Genomic DNA, 17,761 nt, shown 5'->3' with positions numbered 1-17,761 from the left:
CGGCACCGCTTGATACCCCCCGTTCGCCCTGAGCTTGTCGAAGGGCGTGCCAAGCAAGCCAACGTCGGCGCGTAGGCACGTGCTTCGACAAGCTCAGCACGAACGGGGGCGAGCCTTCTTCACCCCAGGCTGATCTTCACCCCGTCGATCACGAACTGCACCGCCAGCGCAGCGAGCAGCACGCCGAGGATGCGCGTCACCACCGCTTCGATCTTGGCGCCGAGAATGCGCATCAGCGGCCCCGCCGCGAGCAGCGCGGCGAGCGTCAGCAGCAGGATCGTGATCAGCGCGCCGAGGATCACCAGGCTGCGTTCGATGCCCTCGTTGCGGCTCATCAGGAGCATCACCGAGGCGATCGAGCCGGGGCCGGCGATCATCGGCATCGCCATCGGGAAGATCGAAACGTCATCGGCCTCGGGGGTCGCGGCGACCTTGGCGGCCCGATCCTCGCGCCGCTCGGTGCGCTTTTCGAACACCATTTCGAGCGCGATCAGGAACAGCATGATGCCGCCGGCGATGCGAAAGCTCGCCATGCTGATGCCGAGGCCGCGCAGCAGATCCTCGCCGAACAGCGCGAAGACGAACAGGATCGCCGCCGCGACCAGCACCGCACGCACCGCCATCGCGCGCGCGTGTGCCGGCGTCGCGGTAGCGGTCAGCCCGGCGTAGATCGGCAGGCAGCCGGGCGGATCGATCACCACGAAAAAGGTGATGAGCGAGGATATGAACAGCTCGATCATCGCGCGGCGATCATTGCGGGGGCGCGACCACGTCGTTGATGACGCGCTGATATTGGCTTCCGTCCCACAGTTCGACCGAGAGCGTGCGGCCCTTGGTGTAGGTCACGTTCCAGCGCCAGCGCAGCGTCTGGTCGCCCGACGATCCGAACCCGGCGTCGGCATCGACGCCGAACGTGTGCGCGTCCTTGCCGCTGCACGCGGCGTGGCGGACCACTGGCTTGGGCGGGATGATCCGCGCCCCCGCGGTGGTGTCGCCATGGTCGAACACCCAGCGCCAGTGGCGCTTGCCGCGGTGCCAGATCGTCGTGAAATAGCCGCTGGTGCCGTCGGGGCGCTGCCAGCCGCCGGTGTTGACCGCCCAGAAGCCGTCGCACGAAACATAGCTCACCGCCGGCTGCCAGCGCGTCGCGGTGGCGGGATCGTCGCGATTCTGGAGCCAGTCCTGCGCCTTCACGGCGTCGGGCACGAACATCACCGCGTCGGGCGCGGCGAAGCGGCGGAACGCGGTCCACTGGCCTTCGCCGCGCGCCGCCTCGGCGAAGGCGAGTTCGGCATCGATCGCGGTCTGCGGAACGGCGGCGGCGAGCAGCAGCGCGACGATCACAGCGCGGCCTCGTCGATCGCGACGCCGTCGCGGCGGGCGGCCGAGACCAGGGTGTTGCGCAGCAGCACCGCTATCGTCATCGGGCCGACCCCGCCGGGCACTGGCGTGATCGCGCCGGCGACGCTCGCCGCGCCGCCGAAATCCACGTCGCCGACCAGCCCGGTCGCGGTGCGGTTGATGCCGACGTCTATCACGGTCGCGCCGGGTTTGATCCATTCACCCTTGACCATCTCGGGCCGCCCGACCGCCGCGACGACGATGTCGGCACGTTTGACCACGCTCGACAGATCGCGCGTGCGCGAGTGCGCGATCGTGACGGTGCAGCTTTCCTTGAGCAGCAATTGCGCCATCGGCTTGCCGACGATGTTCGACCGCCCGATCACCACCGCGTCGAGCCCGGTCAAATCGCCGAGCTGATCCTTGAGCAGCATCACGCAGCCGAGCGGGGTGCAGGGCACGAAGCCCTCGAGCCCGGTGGCGAGCCGCCCGGCGTTGACCGGATGGAAGCCGTCGACATCCTTGTCGGGGTCGATCCGCGTCGTCACCGCGAGTTCGTCGAGGTGCCCCGGCAGCGGCAGTTGGACGAGGATGCCATCCACCGCCGGATCGGCGTTGAGCGTATCGACCAGCGCGAGCAGGTCATCCTGCGACACGTCGGCGGGCAGGCGATGCTCGAAGCTCGCCATGCCGGCGGCGACCGTCGCCTTGCCTTTCGAGCGGACATAGACGGCGGAGGCCGGGTCTTCGCCGACCAGCACCACCGCGAGGCCGGGCTTGCGCCCCGCCGCGCTCACGAAATCCGAAACCTGCACCGCGATCCGCTCGCGCAGGGCCAAGGCGAACGCCTTGCCGTCGATGATGTTCGCGCTCATGCCGTCACCCCATTCGCTCCTGGGCGATCACCCCCAGCGCCGCTGGATCGCCCGTGATGTGCAGACGCTTGAGCCGTGCGGTGGCACCGCCGGTCAGCGTCACCGACCGCTTCGCGACGCCGAACTCGCGCGCGACGAGCGCGAGCAGCGCGGCATTGGCGGCGCCGTCCACCGGCGCGGCGGCGATCCGCGCCGCGAAATGCGCGTCCGTGCCCCGTCCGAGCGCCTCGCGGCCCCCACGCGGCGTCACCCGGACGGCGATGTCGATGCCGTCGCCGCTATGCCGCCACGCGCTCAACCCGCCGATACCGCCAGACCATACAGCCACGGCAGCACCGCGAGATCGAGGATTCGGATGATGATGAGCACGACCAGCGGCGCGAAATCGATCGCGCCGGTGTTCGGCAGCATGCGGCGGATCGGCCGGTACACCGGCTCGGTGATGACGCTCAGCCCGCGATCGAGCGAGCGCACCACCTCGTTGCTCGTGTTGACCACGTTGAACGAGATCAGGATCGACACGATGAACTGCGCGATGATGATGAAGCTCGCCACGTCCAGCAGGATCTGGACGATGTTGAGCAACATGATGAAAAACGAGGCCAACGAAATCTCCCGACGCTGCGATCGACCGATAGTAGCTTAGACAGCGCGCCCGCGCGACAGTTTACGCGTGGACGAGCGTACCCGCGCCGCGCTTGGTGAAGATTTCGAGCAGCATCGCGTGCGGCACCCGCCCATCGAGGATCACCGCCGCCTCGACGCCCTGCTCGACCGCCATCACGCAGGTTTCGAGCTTGGGGATCATGCCGCCGCTGATCGTGCCATCGGCGCGCAGCGCGGCGACACCGGCGGGATCGAGATCGGTCACGAGTTCCTTGTTCTTGTCGAGCACGCCCGCCACGTCGGTGAGCAGGAAGAAGCGCTTCGCGCCGAGCGCGGCGGCGATCGCGCCGGCCATCGTATCGGCGTTGATGTTGTAGGTCTGGCCGTCGGTGCCGTGCGCGATCGGAGCGATCACCGGGATCACACCCGCGTCGGAGAGCGTATCGATGATGCGCCGGTCGACCGCGACGGGTTCGCCGACGAAGCCGAGATCGACATGGCGTTCGATGCCCTGGAGCTTGTCCGGGGTGGAGCGACCGACCTTCTCCGCGGTGACGAAATTGGCGTCGCGTCCCGAAATGCCGACCGCGCGGCCGCCGGCCTGATCGATCCAGCCGACGATCTCCTTGTTGATCGACCCCGCCAGCACCATTTCGGCGATCCGTGCGGTCTCGGCGTCGGTGACGCGCAGGCCATCGACGAAGCGCGATTCGACGCCGAGCCGCTTGAGCATCGCGCCGATCTGCGGCCCGCCGCCGTGGACGACGACCGGATTGATGCCGACCGCCTTCATCAGCACGACGTCCTCGGCGAAATCGCGCGCCGCCTCGGGATCGCCCATCGCGTGCCCGCCATATTTGACGACGAAGGTCGTGCCTTCGTGGAGCTGCATATAGGGCAGCGCCTCGACGAGCGTTTCGGCCTTGGCGAGCAGCGAGGCGTGGGGCGTGTGATCGGTCATGCCGCGCCGCTTACAGGCTTCCGCGTGCGCTGAGTAGGGGGCGTGCGCGCGGAAATCACGGCGTCGTATCGGCGGTGCAGCGATAGACGATCTTCTCGTTGGGATAGGCGGGCAAAGCCGCGCGGATCGCGCCCTGCTGCGTGGCGAGCGCGGCGCGCGCGGCGGGATCGGCCGAACAGGCCTTGAGCGGGATCTGCGAGCGGATCTTGCGCAGCGCGTCCATCTGGTCCGCGCCGAGGAAGTAGCGTAGCGCAGTGTAGGTTCTGGTCGCGGGATCGAACTGGAGCAGCGACGCGGTCTGCTCCTCGTTCGGAACGAGGAACCGGTCCCACTTCGCCCCGTCCTCGGCATATTGCGTGCGGCCGTTCATGCAGCCGTCCGCGCCCCAATCGAGCTTCACGTCCTCGGTCGAGGACGAGACGATGCGGCTGCGTTCGGGCACGACCGAGCAGAGCAACTTGCCGGCCGCCGCTTCGCCGGCGGGCGGGGCCGGCGTCGCGACCGCCACCGTCTCGGGCGGCAGCACGGGTTCGCCGGTCGGGCGGTTGAGGAACACGATCGCCGCCGCGACCATCAGCAGCACGCCGCCCGCGCCGACGCCAATCGCCCAGCGCCGTTCGCCGCGCACTTCGAGCAGCCCCGCGCCGCCGACACCGAGCGCGCCGAGCACGAGCAGCACCGCGGCCAGCGCCATCACGTCCTCGCGGTTGTTCTCGACATCGGCGCGCGCCTTGGCGAGCGCGGCTTCGCGCGCGGCGGCGGATTTGGCGGCGGCGTCGCGCTTCGCCGCCTCGGCCTGCGCGTTCGCCTGCGCGTCGGCGTCGCTGTCGCGCTTCAGCGTGTCGGCGAGGCTGGTGCACGGCAAACCGACCGCGCCGTACGGCTGGTTGGCGGCGGCGAGGAACGCGGTCAACTCGCTGTCGGCGATCGCGAAGCCGAAGCTGGTGTCGCCCTCGTCGCCATGCGTGATCGCCGAGTTGACGCCGAGCACGCGCCCGCACGGATCGAGCAGCGGGCCGCCCGAATTGCCGCGCGCGATGCCGGCGGTGTGGAGCAGCACCTGCACACCGGTCATGATCCGCCGCCCGGAGAACACGCCTTCGGTGCGGATCGGCGTGAGCGGGTGGATGTAATCGGTCGCCGATTGCGCGGTGGCGAGATCGACGTTGCCGGGATAGCCGAGCGCGGTGACGGCGCTGCCCTCGTCGATCGGGCCACTGTAGATCGTCGTGGGCGGGAGCCGGCCGCCGGTGAATTCGACGATCGCGAGATCGCGTTTGGCGTCGAGCGCGATCACCTTGCCTTCGTAGCTCTTGCTGCCCTCCGACGGGACGACGCCGACGACGACGTTGTCGGGGTATTTCTGCGCGAGTTCGACGACATGCGCGTTGGTGACGATGCGGTTCGGCGCGACGGCGAAGCCGCTGCCGTGGCCGAAACCGACGACTTCGCCATCGACCATCGCGATCGTGACGACGCGCACGACGCCGCGCGCGGTCGCGCCGATATCGTCGGCGTGGGCGGGGGCGGCGAGCGTCAGCAGCGCGAGCAGGAGCGCGCAAAAGTGGCTAAGGTTGCCTAGAACGCGCACGGGCGAGCGGCGCGTGGGGCGTGAGCGGGATGGAATGGTCATCGCCCCAATTTTGACAGGAAGCGGCGGTGTAGGACAGGCCAAAAGCACGCGCGGTATCGCGCCGCAGCGATCGCTCGCCCCAAAAGCCGGTTCGCGGCGCGCCAGCTCACAGGAAATTATACGGGTCCACATCCACCACCACGCGCACCTTGGCCGACCAGTCCACGCCGCCGAGCCAGGTGCGGATCACGTCCTGCACGTCGAGCGCGCGTTTGGCGTGGACGAGCAGGCGGAAGCGGTGGCGGCCGCGCAGCATCGCGAGCGGGGCGGGGGCGGGGCCGTAGACGTGCATCGCCTCGATGTTCGGCGCGGCGCGGCCGATCGCCTTGGCCGCCTCCTGCGCCGCCGCCTGGTCCTCGCTCGACACGACGATCGCCGCGAAGCGGCCGAACGGCGGCGCGCCGGCTTCGCGGCGGTTCTCGGTCTCGGCCGCGTAGAACGCCTCGGCATCGCCGGTGATGAGCGCGCGCATCACGCCGGCGTTCGGGCTGTGCGTCTGGAGATAGACGTGGCCGGGCTTGGCGCCGCGCCCAGCGCGCCCGGCGACCTGCATGATCTGCTGGAAGGTGCGCTCGCTCGCGCGCAGGTCGCCGCCTTCGAGGCCGAGATCGGCGTCGATCACCCCGACCAGGGTCAAATTGGGGAAATGATAGCCCTTCGTCACCAATTGCGTGCCGACGATCAGGTCGATGTCGTGCGCCTCCATCCGGCCGACGAATTCGGCGGCCTTGGCGGGGGACCAGATCGTGTCCGAGGTGACGACCGCGACCTTGGCTTCGGGAAAGAGCAGTTTGACCTCGTCGGCGATGCGCTCGACGCCGGGGCCGACCGGCACCAAAGTATCCTCGGTGCCGCATTCGGGGCAGACGCGCGGCACCGGTTCGGTATGGCCGCAGTGGTGGCAGGCGAGCCGGCGCACCAGCCGGTGCTCGACCATCCACGACGTGCAGTTCGGGCATTGGAAGCGGTGGCCGCAGGTTCGGCAGAGCGTCAGCGGCGCATAGCCGCGCCGGTTGAGGAACAAGAGCGCCTGTTCGCGGCGGCCGAGCGTCTCTTCGATCGCCTTGACCAGACGCGGCGCGATCCAGCGGCCGCGTTCGGGCGGTTCGGCGATCAGGTCGATCGGTGCGATCGACGGCATTTCGGCGGCGCCCCAGCGGCCGGGCAGCTTGACCTCGGCGTAGCGGCCGGCGGCGACCTGCTGGCGGGTTTCGATCGCGGGCGTGGCCGAGGCGAGGATGACCGGGCAGCTTTCGAATTTGCCACGCATCACCGCGACATCGCGCGCGTGATAATGGACGCCTTCCTCCTGCTTGAAGCTGGTCTCATGCGCTTCATCGACGATGATGAGGCCGAGATTGGCGTAGGGGAGGAACAGCGCCGAGCGCGCCCCGACCGTGACCAGCGCCTGACCGTCAGCGATCTGCCGCCAGGCGCGGCGGCGTTGCGATTGGCGCAAGCCCGAGTGCCACGCGACCGGCGCGCAGCCGAAGCGCGCGGCGAAGCGCTTGAGAAAGGGTTCGGTCAGCGCGATCTCGGGAAGCAGGACGAGCGTCTGCTTGCCTTGCGCGATGGCGGCGGCGACCGCCTCGAAATAGACTTCGGTCTTGCCCGATCCGGTCACGCCGTCGAGCAGGGTGGGCTGGAAGCGGCTCGCATCGACATCGGCGACGAGCGTGGCGGCGGCGGCGCGCTGGTCGGCGCTGAGCGCGGGGGCGCCGTGGGCGGGGTCGGGGATGGGGAAGGGCTGGTCGATATCGACCGACACGGCCTCGATCGCGCCGGTCTTGACGAGGCCGCGGATCACCGCGTCGGACACGTCGGCGATCGTGGCGAGTTCGCGGATCAGGCCCTGATGCGCGCCGATCCGTTCGAGCGCCTGTTCGCGTTGCGGGGTGAGCCGATCGGGCACTTCGCCGGTGGCGCGATATTCGGTGACGAGCTTGGCGCCTTCGAGCGCCGAGGTCGAGGCGAGCGCCATCCGCGCGACCGCGGCGGGGGCGGCGAGATAATAGTCTGCGGTCCATTCGATCAGCCGCCGCAAAGGGGCGGCGAGCGGGGGTACCGGCAGCACCGCGAGCAGGTTGCGCAGCCGGTTGTCGCCGACCTCGGCGTCCGACGGCATGCGATCGGGTTCCCACACGATGCCGAGCAACTGGCGCGGCCCGAGCGGCGCGACCACGACCGAGCCCGGCTCGACGCGCATGCCGTGCGGCACGCGGTAATCGAGCGGGCCGAGCGCGGAGTTCATGACGAGGACGCGGGCGCGGGACATTCTGGGGGTATTTAGGAGGTGGTGTGGGAAAAGGCGACTTGTCCGTCGCCCCGGCGAAGGCCGGGGCCGCTGTGTGACTGGCGGGACGATCGCACCAAACACAGCGGCCCCGGCCCCTTCGGCTGGCTGGCAAGCCAGCCGCTCAGGACAGGCTTCGCCGGGGCGACGGGTTGTTGTAAGCGACACACATGACCCTCCCCCAGGCCTTTGCCGAGCATCTCGCGTGTGACCGGCGGCGTTCGGCGCATACCGTGCGGGCATATCAGGCGACGGCGGAGCGGTTGCTCGCCTTCCTGCAGGCGCACACCGGCGGGCCGCCCGCATTGGAGGCGCTGACCGCTGCGGATTTGCGCGCGTTTCTGGCGATGCGGCGTGGCGCCGACACGGGCGGCGGGATCGGCAACGCCTCGGCGGCGCGCGAGCTGTCGGCGGTGCGGGCGTTCCTCGGCTTCGCGGGTGTCGCGGTGCCGCGCCTTGCCGGGCCGCGCGTCAAGAAGGGCGTGCCGCGCCCGATCTCGCCCGACGAGGCGGTCGCGCTCGCCGACGAGGTCGCCGAGGATCGTGACGAAGCGTGGATCGGCGCGCGCGATCTCGCGGTGCTACTGCTGCTGTACGGCGCGGGGCTGCGGATCGGCGAGGCGGTCGGGCTTACCGGCGCGGCGCTGCCGCTCGGCGAGACCTTGGTCGTCACCGGCAAGCGCGCCAAGACGCGGATCGTGCCGCTGCTGCCGCAGGTGCGCGCGGCGGTGGAGGACTATGTCGCGCTCTGTCCCTATGCGCTTGGGCGCGAGGCGCCGCTGTTTCGCGGCGCGAAGGGCGGGCCGCTCGCGCCCGGGCTGATCCGCCGCGCGGTGCAGAAGGCGCGGGTGCGGCTGGGGCTGCCCGAGCGGACGACGCCGCACGCGCTGCGGCACAGTTTCGCGACGCATCTGCTCGGGCGCGGAGCCGATCTGCGCGCGTTGCAGGAGCTGCTCGGGCATGCGAGCCTGGGGTCGACGCAGATCTATACGGCGGTCGATGCGGCGCATCTGCTCGATGTGTATCGGAATGCGCATCCTCGGGCGTGACGGGCGGGGCGTTTTCGCACGCGGAGGCGCGGAGGCGCGGAGAGAAGAAGAAAAGAGTGAGATTGCCTGCGGCGCTGTCTGTCTGAGCGTTCGCGGGACGTACTATTTGCCCGTCCGTTCGCCCTGAGCTTGTCGAAGGGCGTGCCGCAGGTGACAGCGGGTGCGGGGCACGTGCTTCGACAGGCTCAGCACGAACGGGACTTTTTTGTCCGAAGGCGGTTACACCGCCAAATTCTCAGCCGGCACCGAATAGTAACTGGCGACGCGATCGGCATAGGCCTGGTCGAAATCGGGGGCGTTGTTGGCCCAGCTCGGGCCGCCTTCGAGCACGCGGCGGTCGATCGTGACGACATAGGCGTCGGCGACGGGATCGAAATCGAGCAGCGCGAAGGGTAGCGGATAGAACGCCTTGCCCATGCCGAGGAAGCCGCCGATCGTCAGCACCGCGTAGAGCGCGTGGCCGCTGCGCTTGTCGATCATGAAGGCATGGACCGACCCGATCCGTTCGCCGTCGCGGCTGCGCACCTTCATCGCGTCGCTGCGGTTCGAGGAGATCAGCAATTGCGTGGCGGGTTGGTCTGTCATCGGAAATCCCTCTGTGTCGGTTGCGTAACGGCCGGGTGGCGCTCGCGGTTCCTGATCGTGGCGGCGCGGCATTTCGTCGCGCGCGCGACGCGAATGGTTGAGCCGGGCGCGCGCATCCCCCATAGCGCGGGAATGCGCGCATGTTTCCTCTCCGCCGTCGCCCTCAGTCTCGCCGTGGCGGGATGCGTCGCGCCGGCCCCGCCGCCGCCCCGCCCGGCGCCGGTGGTGGCGGCCCGACCGGTCGCGCCGCCGCCGCCCGCGCCGCCCCCCGCGACGGCGGACTGGCGCGACTGGCCGCTGACGCCGGGCGACTGGGTGTACCGGCGCGACGCGCGCGGATCGCTCGCGCTATACGGCACGCCCGGCTCCGACGCGGTGCTGACGCTTCGCTGCGACACCGGCGCGCGGATGGTCTATCTGTCGCGCGCCGGCGCAGGGGGTGCGGGGGCCGCGACGATCCGCACCACCAGCACCGCGCGCACGCTGAGCCTCACCCCGACCGGGGGCGCGACGCCCTATTTGGCGGTCGCGCTGACGCCGCGCGATTCGCTGCTCGACGCGATGGCGTTCAGCCGCGGGCGGTTCGTGATCGAGCAGGCGGGTTATCCGACACTGGTGATCCCGGCCTGGGCCGAGATCGGGCGCGTCACCGAGGATTGCCGGACGTAACGCGCTTTACGATCCGTTCGTCCCGAGCGAAGGCGAGGGGCGTGTGGCCGAGCTTGCGCGATGTGTCTCGACTTCGCTCGACCCGAACGGGTTGGGGTGGCGTTATGGGCTATTCATGCTCGGGCGCCGCGCCCGGCGCCACATCCGCGACCGGCAGATAGCGCGGCGCGACGCGCGCGCGCGACGCCTGTTCGTAGACATAGCCCGCATCGAGCACGGTCTGGTCGCCCATCGCGGTGGCGATGAACGACAGGCCGACCGGCAGCCCTTTGACGAGGCCCATCGGCACGGTGAGGTGCGGATAGCCGGAGACCGCCGGCAACTGGCTCGCGCTCGGGCCTTCGCCGCCGTCGCCGGAGACGGTGTCGCTGAGCCACGGCAGGCCGTAGGTCGGCGCGACGATCAGCGTCGCGTTCGCCTGCGCGAGCATCGCGTCGATACCCTGCTTGCCGGCGAGCCGCCGCAATTTGGCGAGCGCGCCGAGATACTCGGGATCGGCGAGGCCGTTGGTCTTGGCGGCTTCGAGAAACGTCTCCTGTCCGAAGAACGGCATCTCCGCCGTGGCGTTGGCCTGGTTGAAGGCGATCACGTCGGCGAGCGTGCGCGTCTTCACGGTCGGCGGCGTGGTGGCGAGATAGGCGTCGAGATCGGCCTTGAGTTCGGTATGGAGCACTTGCGTCTCCGCCTCACCGAGACCGTCGAGCTTGGGCATGTCGACATCCACCAGCACCGCGCCCTGCGCTTTGAGTACGGCGAGCGCGGCGGCATAGGCCGGCTTCATCGCCTCGGGCATATCGGGGTGGAGCACCGCGATGCGAACCCCGCGCAGGCTCGCGCGCTTGAGGTCGGCGGCGTAGGAATGCGCCGCGACATACTGGATGTTGCGGCTGGCCGGATCGGCGGGGTCGAAGCCGACCATCCCGTCGAGCAGGATCGCGACGTCCGCGACGCCGCGCGCCATCGGGCCCGGCGTGTCCTGGCTGTGGCTGATCGGCACGACATGGGTGCGGCTGACGAGGCCGAGCGTCGGCTTCAGCCCGACCAGCCCGTTCATCGCCGAAGGGCACACCACCGATCCGTCGGTCTCGGTGCCGACCGCCGCCGCCGCGAAGCTCGCCGCGACCGCCGCGCCCGATCCGCTCGACGAGCCGCAGGCGGTACGATCGAGCGCATAGGGGTTGCGGACCAGCCCGCCGACCGCGCTCCAGCCGCTCATCGAATGGTTCGAGCGGATGTTGGCCCATTCGCTGAGGTTGGTCTTGCCGAGGATCACCGCGCCGCCTGCGCGCAGCCGCGCGACCAGCGGCGCGTCGCGGCCGGTGACATTGTCCTTGAGCGCGAGGCTGCCGGCGGTGGTGGCGATTGGATCGGCGGTTTCGATATTGTCCTTGATGAGCACGGGGATGCCGTCGAGCGGGCCGAGCGGGTGGCCGGCGCGGCGGCGCGCATCGCTCGCGCGCGCCGCCGCCAGCGCATCGGGGTTGAGCGCGATCACCGCGTGGAGCGCCGGACCCTTGCGGTCCATCGCCGCGATGCGCGCGAGATAGGCGCGGGTCAGACCCTGGCTGGTCGCCTTGCCGGCGGCGAGGCGCGCATCCAGTTCGGCGATCGAGATTTCCTCGACGCGCGTCTGTGCGGCAAGCGGCGCGGCGGTGGCGACCGCGAGCATGAACACTCCAAGACGCATCGTTTTCTCCCCGCCGCGCGCAGCTCGGCCGTCGCGGCAAGAGCGCGGCGATCATGCGGCCGGCCGATCGATCCGGCAAGCCGGCAGAAAGGATGGTGCAGCGCGCCGCGACGATGCTATCGTGGGCGAAAGCCCGAAGAGGCATCGGAGAGACGGCCGCGCGCGGCCCTGAAAGGGTGACACAACCGACGATGTTCGACGCCCTAAGACGCCGCTATCTCGACGTGCTCGGATCGATCTACATCTACAACGAGCATCGCGGCTATACGAGCATCGACCGCGTGCTGGAGGCGGTGCGGGCGCATTGCCCCGACGACGCCGCGTTCATCGCCGCGATCCGCAAGCACCGCGCCGACGAGCGCAAACATTATGTGATGTTCCGGCGCTGGTTCGAACTGCGCGGGTGCATGCCGCTGTCGGTGGACCGCGGGTGCGGGCATATCGACCGGTTCGTCGAGATCGTGTTCGGATCGACCATCGACGCGCTCGACACGCAGGCGGTGATCGCGAGCGAGGCGATGTTCGAGCGGTTGTGCCGGGTCATCATGCTCACCGAGATGCGGGGCATGAAACAGGTCGAGGTGCTGTTGAGATCGCGGCTGGTCCGCTCCGATCCGGTGCTGATGAAGATCTTCCGCATCGTCGAGCGCGACGAGCCGAGCCACTGGCAGCCGTATCAGGACTGGCTGGCGCGCACCGGCCGGCGCCAGGCGCGGCGGCGCGAGAAGCTGATCGACTTCTGGATCCACCGCGAATTGCTGTTCGTGAAGCTGCCGCTGCTGTTCCTCAACCCCCGGCTGCCGCGCAGCCGGGACTGGGCGGATGCGGGAGAGGTGCAGCCGTCGCCACAGCATCCCGCCGGGCTCGCGCCGGCGGTGGCGGAACGGCCGGGCTGACGCCCGCGCCTCACGCCATCGCGAGGCGGGGAACGAAGGCGCGCGCGGGCGCGCGGGCCGGGCCGAGCGCTTCGGCGATCGCGGCGGCGGCCGCGTCGGCACCGTTTTCGCGCGCGACCTGCGCGCCGATCCGGGCGGCGGCGGCGGCATAAGCGGGATCGTCGAGCAGGCGGGCGATCATGCGCGCGGCGCGCGTCGCGGTGAAGCGGTGCGCCTTCATCGACAGGCCGACGCCGAGCCGCTCGATCCGCTGGCCGTGATCATATTGGTCGCCCATGTGCGGGACGACGAGCTGCGGCTTGCCGGCGCGCAGCGCCTGGCCGGTGGTGCCGGCGCCACCGTGGTGGACCACCGCCGCCGCCGCCGGGAACAGCAGCGAGTGCGGCGCATAGGCGCAGCGGAAGATGTCACCGTCGCGGCGCGGCGCGCCATGCCCGGTGAGCAGCACCGCGCGCCGCCCGAGCGCGCGCGCCGCCGCCGCCGCCTCGGCGTAGAAATTGCCGGGGCAGTGGACCGCGAAGCTGCCGAGCGTGAAGATGATCGGCGCGGGGCCATCGGCGAGGAAGGCGGCGAGCGCGGGATCGAGCGTTTCCTCGGCACCGCTCTGGCTGTCGAAGATCGGGAAGCCGACCAGCCGGGCATTGGCGGGCGCGTCGGGTGGGAGTGGGCTGAAATGGCGCGAATAGGTGGCGAGCGTCAGCGCCGAGCGTTCGCTCGCCTCGAGCAGCCGCCGCGCGCTCTTGCGCGGCAGGCGCTGGGCGGCGCGGGCGCGATCGACCTCCGGCCCGCATTTGAGCTGCACCGCGACACGCATCGTGCCGTACACCGCGCGGTTCCACAGCCGGCCGACGACGCTGTTGGGCGCGTGCTTCATCATCCAGAAATCGGGGGTGCAGGGCGGATCGTACGCGGACAGGATCGCCATCGGCTGCAACACCACCGAGATCAGCGGTATGCCGTGCTTCTCCGCGACGATCGGGGCGGCGAACACGAAGGTGGAGGCGATGATCGCCTCGGCGCCGGCGGCGACCGTTTCGAGCTTGTCGATACAGGCGGGCAAGGCCGGGAGCAGCACCTGATCGAGCATCTCGATCTGGTCGCCCATGATGCGCTTTACGGCTTCGTCCTCGGCGAGACCGAGCCGGCGCTGCACCGAATCGAACCCCGGCAGCACCGCCGCCGCCTCGATCCCCGCCGCGCGGCATTTGGCGAGCTGATCCTCCGCCACCGCGAGCACGGGCGCGAAGCCGTGGCGGCGCAGCGCCTGCGCGATGGCGATGAAGGGATGCAGATCGCCGAGCGTTCCGATGGTGGTTAGGACAATCTTGCGCATGCCGCCGCCTTCCTGTGGAATCGCGCGGCGATCGTCAATCTCGGGATTGTTCCGAAGTGGGAAATGCGACCGGCGGCGGGGCGGCGATGCGCGCAGCGGGCGAGCGAGCCCGGCAGACATGGTATGAAAATGAAAAGAGGCTGCCGGGGCCTTTCGGCACCCGGCAACCTCCTGACATGGTCAGCGGCCGGAAGCTCCAGCTTGGGAGACCATGCGAACCGCAAGTCCTCAGCGGAAAGGCGCGACGTTGGATGGGAGATGATCCTCCCCGTCGCCTCCGCGAAGCTTAGCGGTGCGTCCCCCGAACGAACTGAACCGACCCCATTGCTGAACCATGAGACATCGGATCACCTCCTTTCGCTTGTTAAGACGGCGTACCCAGGGTTGGGCACGAATCGCTTTTGAATCAGATTATTTTGCGAAACAAGCCTTGTAATAGCGTGGTGTTTCGACGATTCTCTTCCGCCTGCGCTGGCCCTGCCTCAGCGCGTCTCCGCATCCTTCGGCTCGTCCTTTGGCGCCCCCTCCGCCGGCACCGCGCGCACGGGCGCGCTCACCACGCCGGGCGGGTTGGGCACGATGCGGTCGCGGCCCGAGAATTTGGCTTCGTAGGCGCGTTGATCGGCACGTTCGAGCAGCGTGGCCAGCGTGTCGCCCGGCTTCAACTGGGCGATGCCGCCGCTTGCCGTGATATTGGGCAGATGCGCGATGCCGGGCAGGGCCTTGCGGATCGCCGTGGCGACGTGCCACGCGCCTTTGAGCGTGGTGCGATCGAGCAGGAGCACGAACTCCTCGCCGCCGAGCCGGGCGACCGTCGCCGAGCGGGGCGCCATCTTCAGCAGCAGATCGGCGAAGGCGCGGATCACCGCATCCCCGGCGGCGTGGCCGTAGGTATCGTTGACGCGCTTGAAATGGTCGAGATCGAACATCGCCAGCGCGAGCGGTTCGCGGGTCCGCCCCGCATGGGCGATCATCCGTGCGGCGGCGCGTTCGAAGCCACGGCGATTGGCGACGCCGGTCAGCGGGTCGGTCTCGGATTCGAGAATGGTGCGGCCCATCGCCTGTTCGACCGCGATGAGCAAAATGAGCAGCCCCACGGTGATGAGGAGCAACCCGCCGGTCGCCTGCGAGAACAAGGCGTATTTGCTGCTGGCGTATTCCCGGGCGCTCGCACCCGAGCCGAAGGTGCTGGCGAACACCGGCTTCGCCAGGAAATAGACGGTGCTGACCGCGAACAGGATCGCCACCGCCGTCCATAACCGGCCGCCGCGTTCGCGCACGGTGCGGATCGCGACCAGCGCCGAAAGCGCCGAGGCGGCGGCGAACGGCGCCTGGTATGCCATCTCATAGGGCAAGGCGTTGCGATGGCCGCCCCAGATCACCGCGCGCAGCACCGCCCCGCCGACGAGGATGGCCGCCGCCGCGCGCCACGGCAAGGCGCGGCCCGACATCGCCGCCAACCCGAGCGACGTCGCCAGCGTGGAGAGGAGCAGGCTCGCGTAGCTCGTCGCGACGAACAGCGGGCTCCAGGCGCTGAAGCGGACGCCGAGTTCGCTGAGCGGCGCCAGCATGACGAGCGTGTAGCTCGCGCAGAACCATTCGACCGCGCGCTGGCTGTGATAGGAAAAGCGGATGACGGCGAAGGCGACCGCGAACAGCAGCGCCGCGCAGGCATTGACGATCAGAGCGTAGACCGCGCCATCCATGACCGAAAGCCCCCTCTTGCGGCGAATATACACCGGGGCCACTCGAAAAAGGGTTAACGCGTGGTCCGCTAGGCGGCGCCCTCGTCGCGATATTTGATTTCCAGGAACCGACCGCGCGTGGCGAGCGCATCGAGATCGCCCTGGGCGAGCTGTTCGGTCATCTCGCGGATTTCGGTGTCGATCAGGCGGAGACTGTCGGCGAGCTGCGCGTCGGGGGACTTGCCGTTGCGGGCCTGCGCGCGCAGCGGCTCGGGGACGCGGGCATAGCCGCGGATCAGCTCGGGGAGTTGTTCGCCCAGCAATTTGCGCACCTCCAGCGCGGCGGGCTGCTGCTCGTCGAGGGTGGCGAGCTGCGGCGCGAGCGTGTCGAGCCGCGTGCCGATGCCGTCGAGCAAGGTCTGCGCGGGCGCGGGCAGCGCCGGGCGCTGCGTCTCCAGCCACTGCTCGGTGCGCGCGGGCAGCGCCTTTAGCGGCACCTCCGCGAGTCTTTCGGGCGCGACCGGGGTGTCGAGCCGCGCGAAGGCGAGGATCAGCGTCACCGCGAGCAGCAGCGCGCCGACGAGCAGCGCGCCGCCCATGCCGATCGGCATGATCCAGCCGACGACGATCGTCGCCACGATAATCGCGAGATCGGCGCCCACGATCAGCGTCGCCCGCTTGGCGAGGCTGGTGGTGCCGCGCGCGCGGCGGCGCTGCGCGGCGGCCCGGTCGCGCGTGCGGTCGAGCAGTTCGCTGGTGCGCGCGATCTGGCGATCGACGTCGGTCATGTCACACCGCCTCCAGCTTGAAGCTGCTGTTCGGGCCCGAAACCGCGTTTTGCGCGGCGCCTTCGGCGCGGGCGATATAGCCCTTCGACTTCTCGACCTCGTTCGACAGCGTGTTGACCGTCGTCTTCATCGAATCGAGCGCCTTCAGCTTGAACGTGTCGATCGCGTCCATCGTGTCGTAGATGTTCTGGAACGCGCGCTGGAGCGTCTCGACGGGGATCGTCGAGGCGGCGGCCTGTTCGTGGATCGCGGCGGTCTGGCTCTTGAGCAGCTTGCCGGTCGAATCGATGATGTTGGCGGTGGTGGTGTTGAGCGCGGTGATCTGATCGAGCACCAGCTTCTGGTTGGCGAGCGCCTGCGCGACGGTCACCGCCGTGCGCAGCGCCGAGACGGTGGTGGTCGAGGCGCGATCGACGCCCTTGATGAGCTCGACATTGTTCTTCTTGACGAGATCGAGCGCGAGATAGCCCTGCACCGTCACCGCCATCTGCGTCAGCAGATCCTGCGTGCGCTGGCGGACGTAGAAGAGCGCGGTCTCGCGGATCGCCTTGGCCTTGGCGGGGTCGCTATGGTCGAGCTCGTTGGCCTTGTCCTCGAGCCGGCTGTCCATTTCCCTGGACAGGACGATCATCTGTTCGAGCCGGCCCATCGCCGCCCACAGATTGGCGCGCTCGGTGTCGATCGCGGCATTGTCCATCAACAGCTCGTCCTTGCCGCGCGCGAGCGTCTTGAGGATCGCGTTGATGTGCGTCTGCGACGAGCGGTATTTGTCGAAATAGCTGGTGATGCCGCCGCCGAAGATCTTGCTGACGAGGCCACCCTTGCCCGACAGCAGGCTGCTGTTGGCGGCGGGATCGAGCTTCTCGATCGTGCGGCGCAGTTCGGTGAGGTCGGCGCCGACGCCGCTTTCGCTGTCCATCGCCTTGACGGGCCTGTCGAGGAAGCGGTTCGACTGGCCGGCGGCGTCGCGGATCTCCTTCTGCCCCATCGCGGCGATCGCATCGACGCGCTTGCCGAATTCGGGCGAGTTGACGTCCTGCGCGATCAGCTCGTCGACGAAGCCGGCGACCTTCTCCTGCAATTGCGTGCGGACCTTGTCGTCGACCGGCACCAGCCCGGCCGCCTTCGCCGGCGCGACCGCGGGCACGGGGTCGGGCGGGGTCAGCACCAGGCTCGGCTCGGTCGTGTCGGTATCGGCCATCGTCTCTTTCCTTTGCGGGGGTTTCGCCCGTCTCAAGCTGTTATATGTAAATAACACACGAGGTTTTGCAATCTCTGGCTGTGACGCACTCTAGCGGTTCCGGTTCCCCCGCGAAAGCGACACGACTGTCGCCCCGGCGGAGGCCGGGGCCGTTGGGTT

The 17,761-nt window shown here is 69.4% G+C and carries 17 protein-coding genes; 3 read left to right on the top strand and 14 right to left on the bottom strand.

What is annotated here, in order from left to right; translation table 11 throughout:
* Positions 1–119 precede the first annotated feature (119 nt).
* The 8 genes from PX554_RS01980 to PX554_RS01945 all read right to left on the bottom strand — a co-directional run bounded on the left by PX554_RS01980 (position 120) and on the right by PX554_RS01945 (position 7,691).
* Entirely contained in the window at positions 120–740 is a 621-nt protein-coding gene (locus PX554_RS01980; RefSeq protein ID WP_093225176.1) for a MarC family protein, read from the bottom strand.
* Positions 741–750: 10 nt separating this feature from the next.
* On the bottom strand, positions 751–1,344 hold the full coding sequence (locus PX554_RS01975) for a hypothetical protein (RefSeq protein WP_093225177.1): 594 nt from the start codon (positions 1,342–1,344) through the stop codon (positions 751–753).
* Positions 1,341–2,216: a bifunctional methylenetetrahydrofolate dehydrogenase/methenyltetrahydrofolate cyclohydrolase FolD gene (gene folD, locus PX554_RS01970; RefSeq protein ID WP_093225179.1), complete on the bottom strand. Its 876-nt coding sequence runs from the start codon at positions 2,214–2,216 to the stop codon at positions 1,341–1,343. Before folD ends, PX554_RS01975 begins: the two co-directional genes overlap by 4 nt.
* A gap of 4 nt (positions 2,217–2,220) precedes the next feature.
* Positions 2,221–2,544, bottom strand: a complete 324-nt coding sequence (locus tag PX554_RS01965; protein WP_256326271.1) for a DUF167 family protein — start codon at positions 2,542–2,544, stop codon at positions 2,221–2,223.
* Complete coding sequence (locus tag PX554_RS01960) at positions 2,511–2,822, bottom strand: YggT family protein (RefSeq protein ID WP_256326273.1); 312 nt, start codon at positions 2,820–2,822, stop codon at positions 2,511–2,513. The genes PX554_RS01965 and PX554_RS01960 overlap by 34 nt, the downstream gene beginning before the upstream one ends.
* A gap of 61 nt (positions 2,823–2,883) precedes the next feature.
* Entirely contained in the window at positions 2,884–3,783 is a 900-nt protein-coding gene (argB, locus tag PX554_RS01955; RefSeq protein ID WP_275498496.1) for an acetylglutamate kinase, read from the bottom strand.
* Between the two features lie 55 nt (positions 3,784–3,838).
* Complete coding sequence (locus tag PX554_RS01950) at positions 3,839–5,416, bottom strand: S1C family serine protease (RefSeq protein ID WP_093225183.1); 1,578 nt, start codon at positions 5,414–5,416, stop codon at positions 3,839–3,841.
* Positions 5,417–5,522: 106 nt separating this feature from the next.
* Positions 5,523–7,691 (bottom strand): primosomal protein N', encoded by a 2,169-nt coding sequence (locus PX554_RS01945; RefSeq protein ID WP_093225185.1) that lies wholly within the window; start codon positions 7,689–7,691, stop codon positions 5,523–5,525.
* 188 nt (positions 7,692–7,879) lie between these two features.
* On the opposite strand from PX554_RS01945, the gene PX554_RS01940 reads away from it, so the two are divergent.
* On the top strand, positions 7,880–8,758 hold the full coding sequence (locus PX554_RS01940) for a tyrosine recombinase XerC (protein ID WP_275498492.1): 879 nt from the start codon (positions 7,880–7,882) through the stop codon (positions 8,756–8,758).
* Between the two features lie 219 nt (positions 8,759–8,977).
* Here PX554_RS01940 and PX554_RS01935 read toward each other — a convergent pair whose 3' ends face one another.
* On the bottom strand, positions 8,978–9,343 hold the full coding sequence (locus PX554_RS01935) for a PRC-barrel domain-containing protein (RefSeq protein WP_093225475.1): 366 nt from the start codon (positions 9,341–9,343) through the stop codon (positions 8,978–8,980).
* A 132-nt stretch (positions 9,344–9,475) separates the two neighbouring features.
* Here PX554_RS01935 and PX554_RS01930 point away from each other — a divergent pair, with 132 nt between their 5' ends.
* On the top strand, positions 9,476–10,012 hold the full coding sequence (locus tag PX554_RS01930) for a hypothetical protein (RefSeq protein ID WP_275498951.1): 537 nt from the start codon (positions 9,476–9,478) through the stop codon (positions 10,010–10,012).
* A gap of 109 nt (positions 10,013–10,121) precedes the next feature.
* Here PX554_RS01930 and PX554_RS01925 read toward each other — a convergent pair whose 3' ends face one another.
* Complete coding sequence (locus tag PX554_RS01925; RefSeq protein ID WP_420833410.1) at positions 10,122–11,699, bottom strand: amidase; 1,578 nt, start codon at positions 11,697–11,699, stop codon at positions 10,122–10,124.
* Between the two features lie 191 nt (positions 11,700–11,890).
* On the opposite strand from PX554_RS01925, the gene PX554_RS01920 reads away from it, so the two are divergent.
* Positions 11,891–12,595 carry a ferritin-like domain-containing protein gene (locus PX554_RS01920; RefSeq protein ID WP_275498490.1) on the top strand — a complete coding sequence of 235 codons (705 nt, stop codon included), beginning with the start codon at positions 11,891–11,893 and terminating at the stop codon, positions 12,593–12,595.
* A gap of 10 nt (positions 12,596–12,605) precedes the next feature.
* On the opposite strand, the gene PX554_RS01915 is transcribed toward PX554_RS01920, so the two are convergent.
* The 4 genes from PX554_RS01915 to PX554_RS01900 form a co-directional block, all read right to left on the bottom strand.
* Positions 12,606–13,928 carry a glycosyltransferase gene (locus tag PX554_RS01915; protein ID WP_275498488.1) on the bottom strand — a complete coding sequence of 441 codons (1,323 nt, stop codon included), beginning with the start codon at positions 13,926–13,928 and terminating at the stop codon, positions 12,606–12,608.
* A gap of 482 nt (positions 13,929–14,410) precedes the next feature.
* Entirely contained in the window at positions 14,411–15,634 is a 1,224-nt protein-coding gene (locus tag PX554_RS01910) for a GGDEF domain-containing protein (protein WP_275498486.1), read from the bottom strand.
* Between the two features lie 68 nt (positions 15,635–15,702).
* Positions 15,703–16,401: an HAD family hydrolase gene (locus PX554_RS01905; protein WP_275498484.1), complete on the bottom strand. Its 699-nt coding sequence runs from the start codon at positions 16,399–16,401 to the stop codon at positions 15,703–15,705.
* A 1-nt stretch (position 16,402) separates the two neighbouring features.
* Positions 16,403–17,602, bottom strand: coding sequence for a toxic anion resistance protein (locus tag PX554_RS01900; protein ID WP_275498482.1), 1,200 nt, complete (start codon positions 17,600–17,602; stop codon positions 16,403–16,405).
* Between the last annotated feature and the right edge of the window lie 159 nt (positions 17,603–17,761).

Origin of the sequence: Sphingomonas pollutisoli (assembly GCF_029167165.1) — a bacterium.
GTDB lineage: Bacteria > Pseudomonadota > Alphaproteobacteria > Sphingomonadales > Sphingomonadaceae > Sphingomonas > Sphingomonas pollutisoli.
The sequence above is the reverse complement of the archived record's forward strand: the minus strand, read 5'-3'. Positions and strand labels throughout refer to the sequence as shown.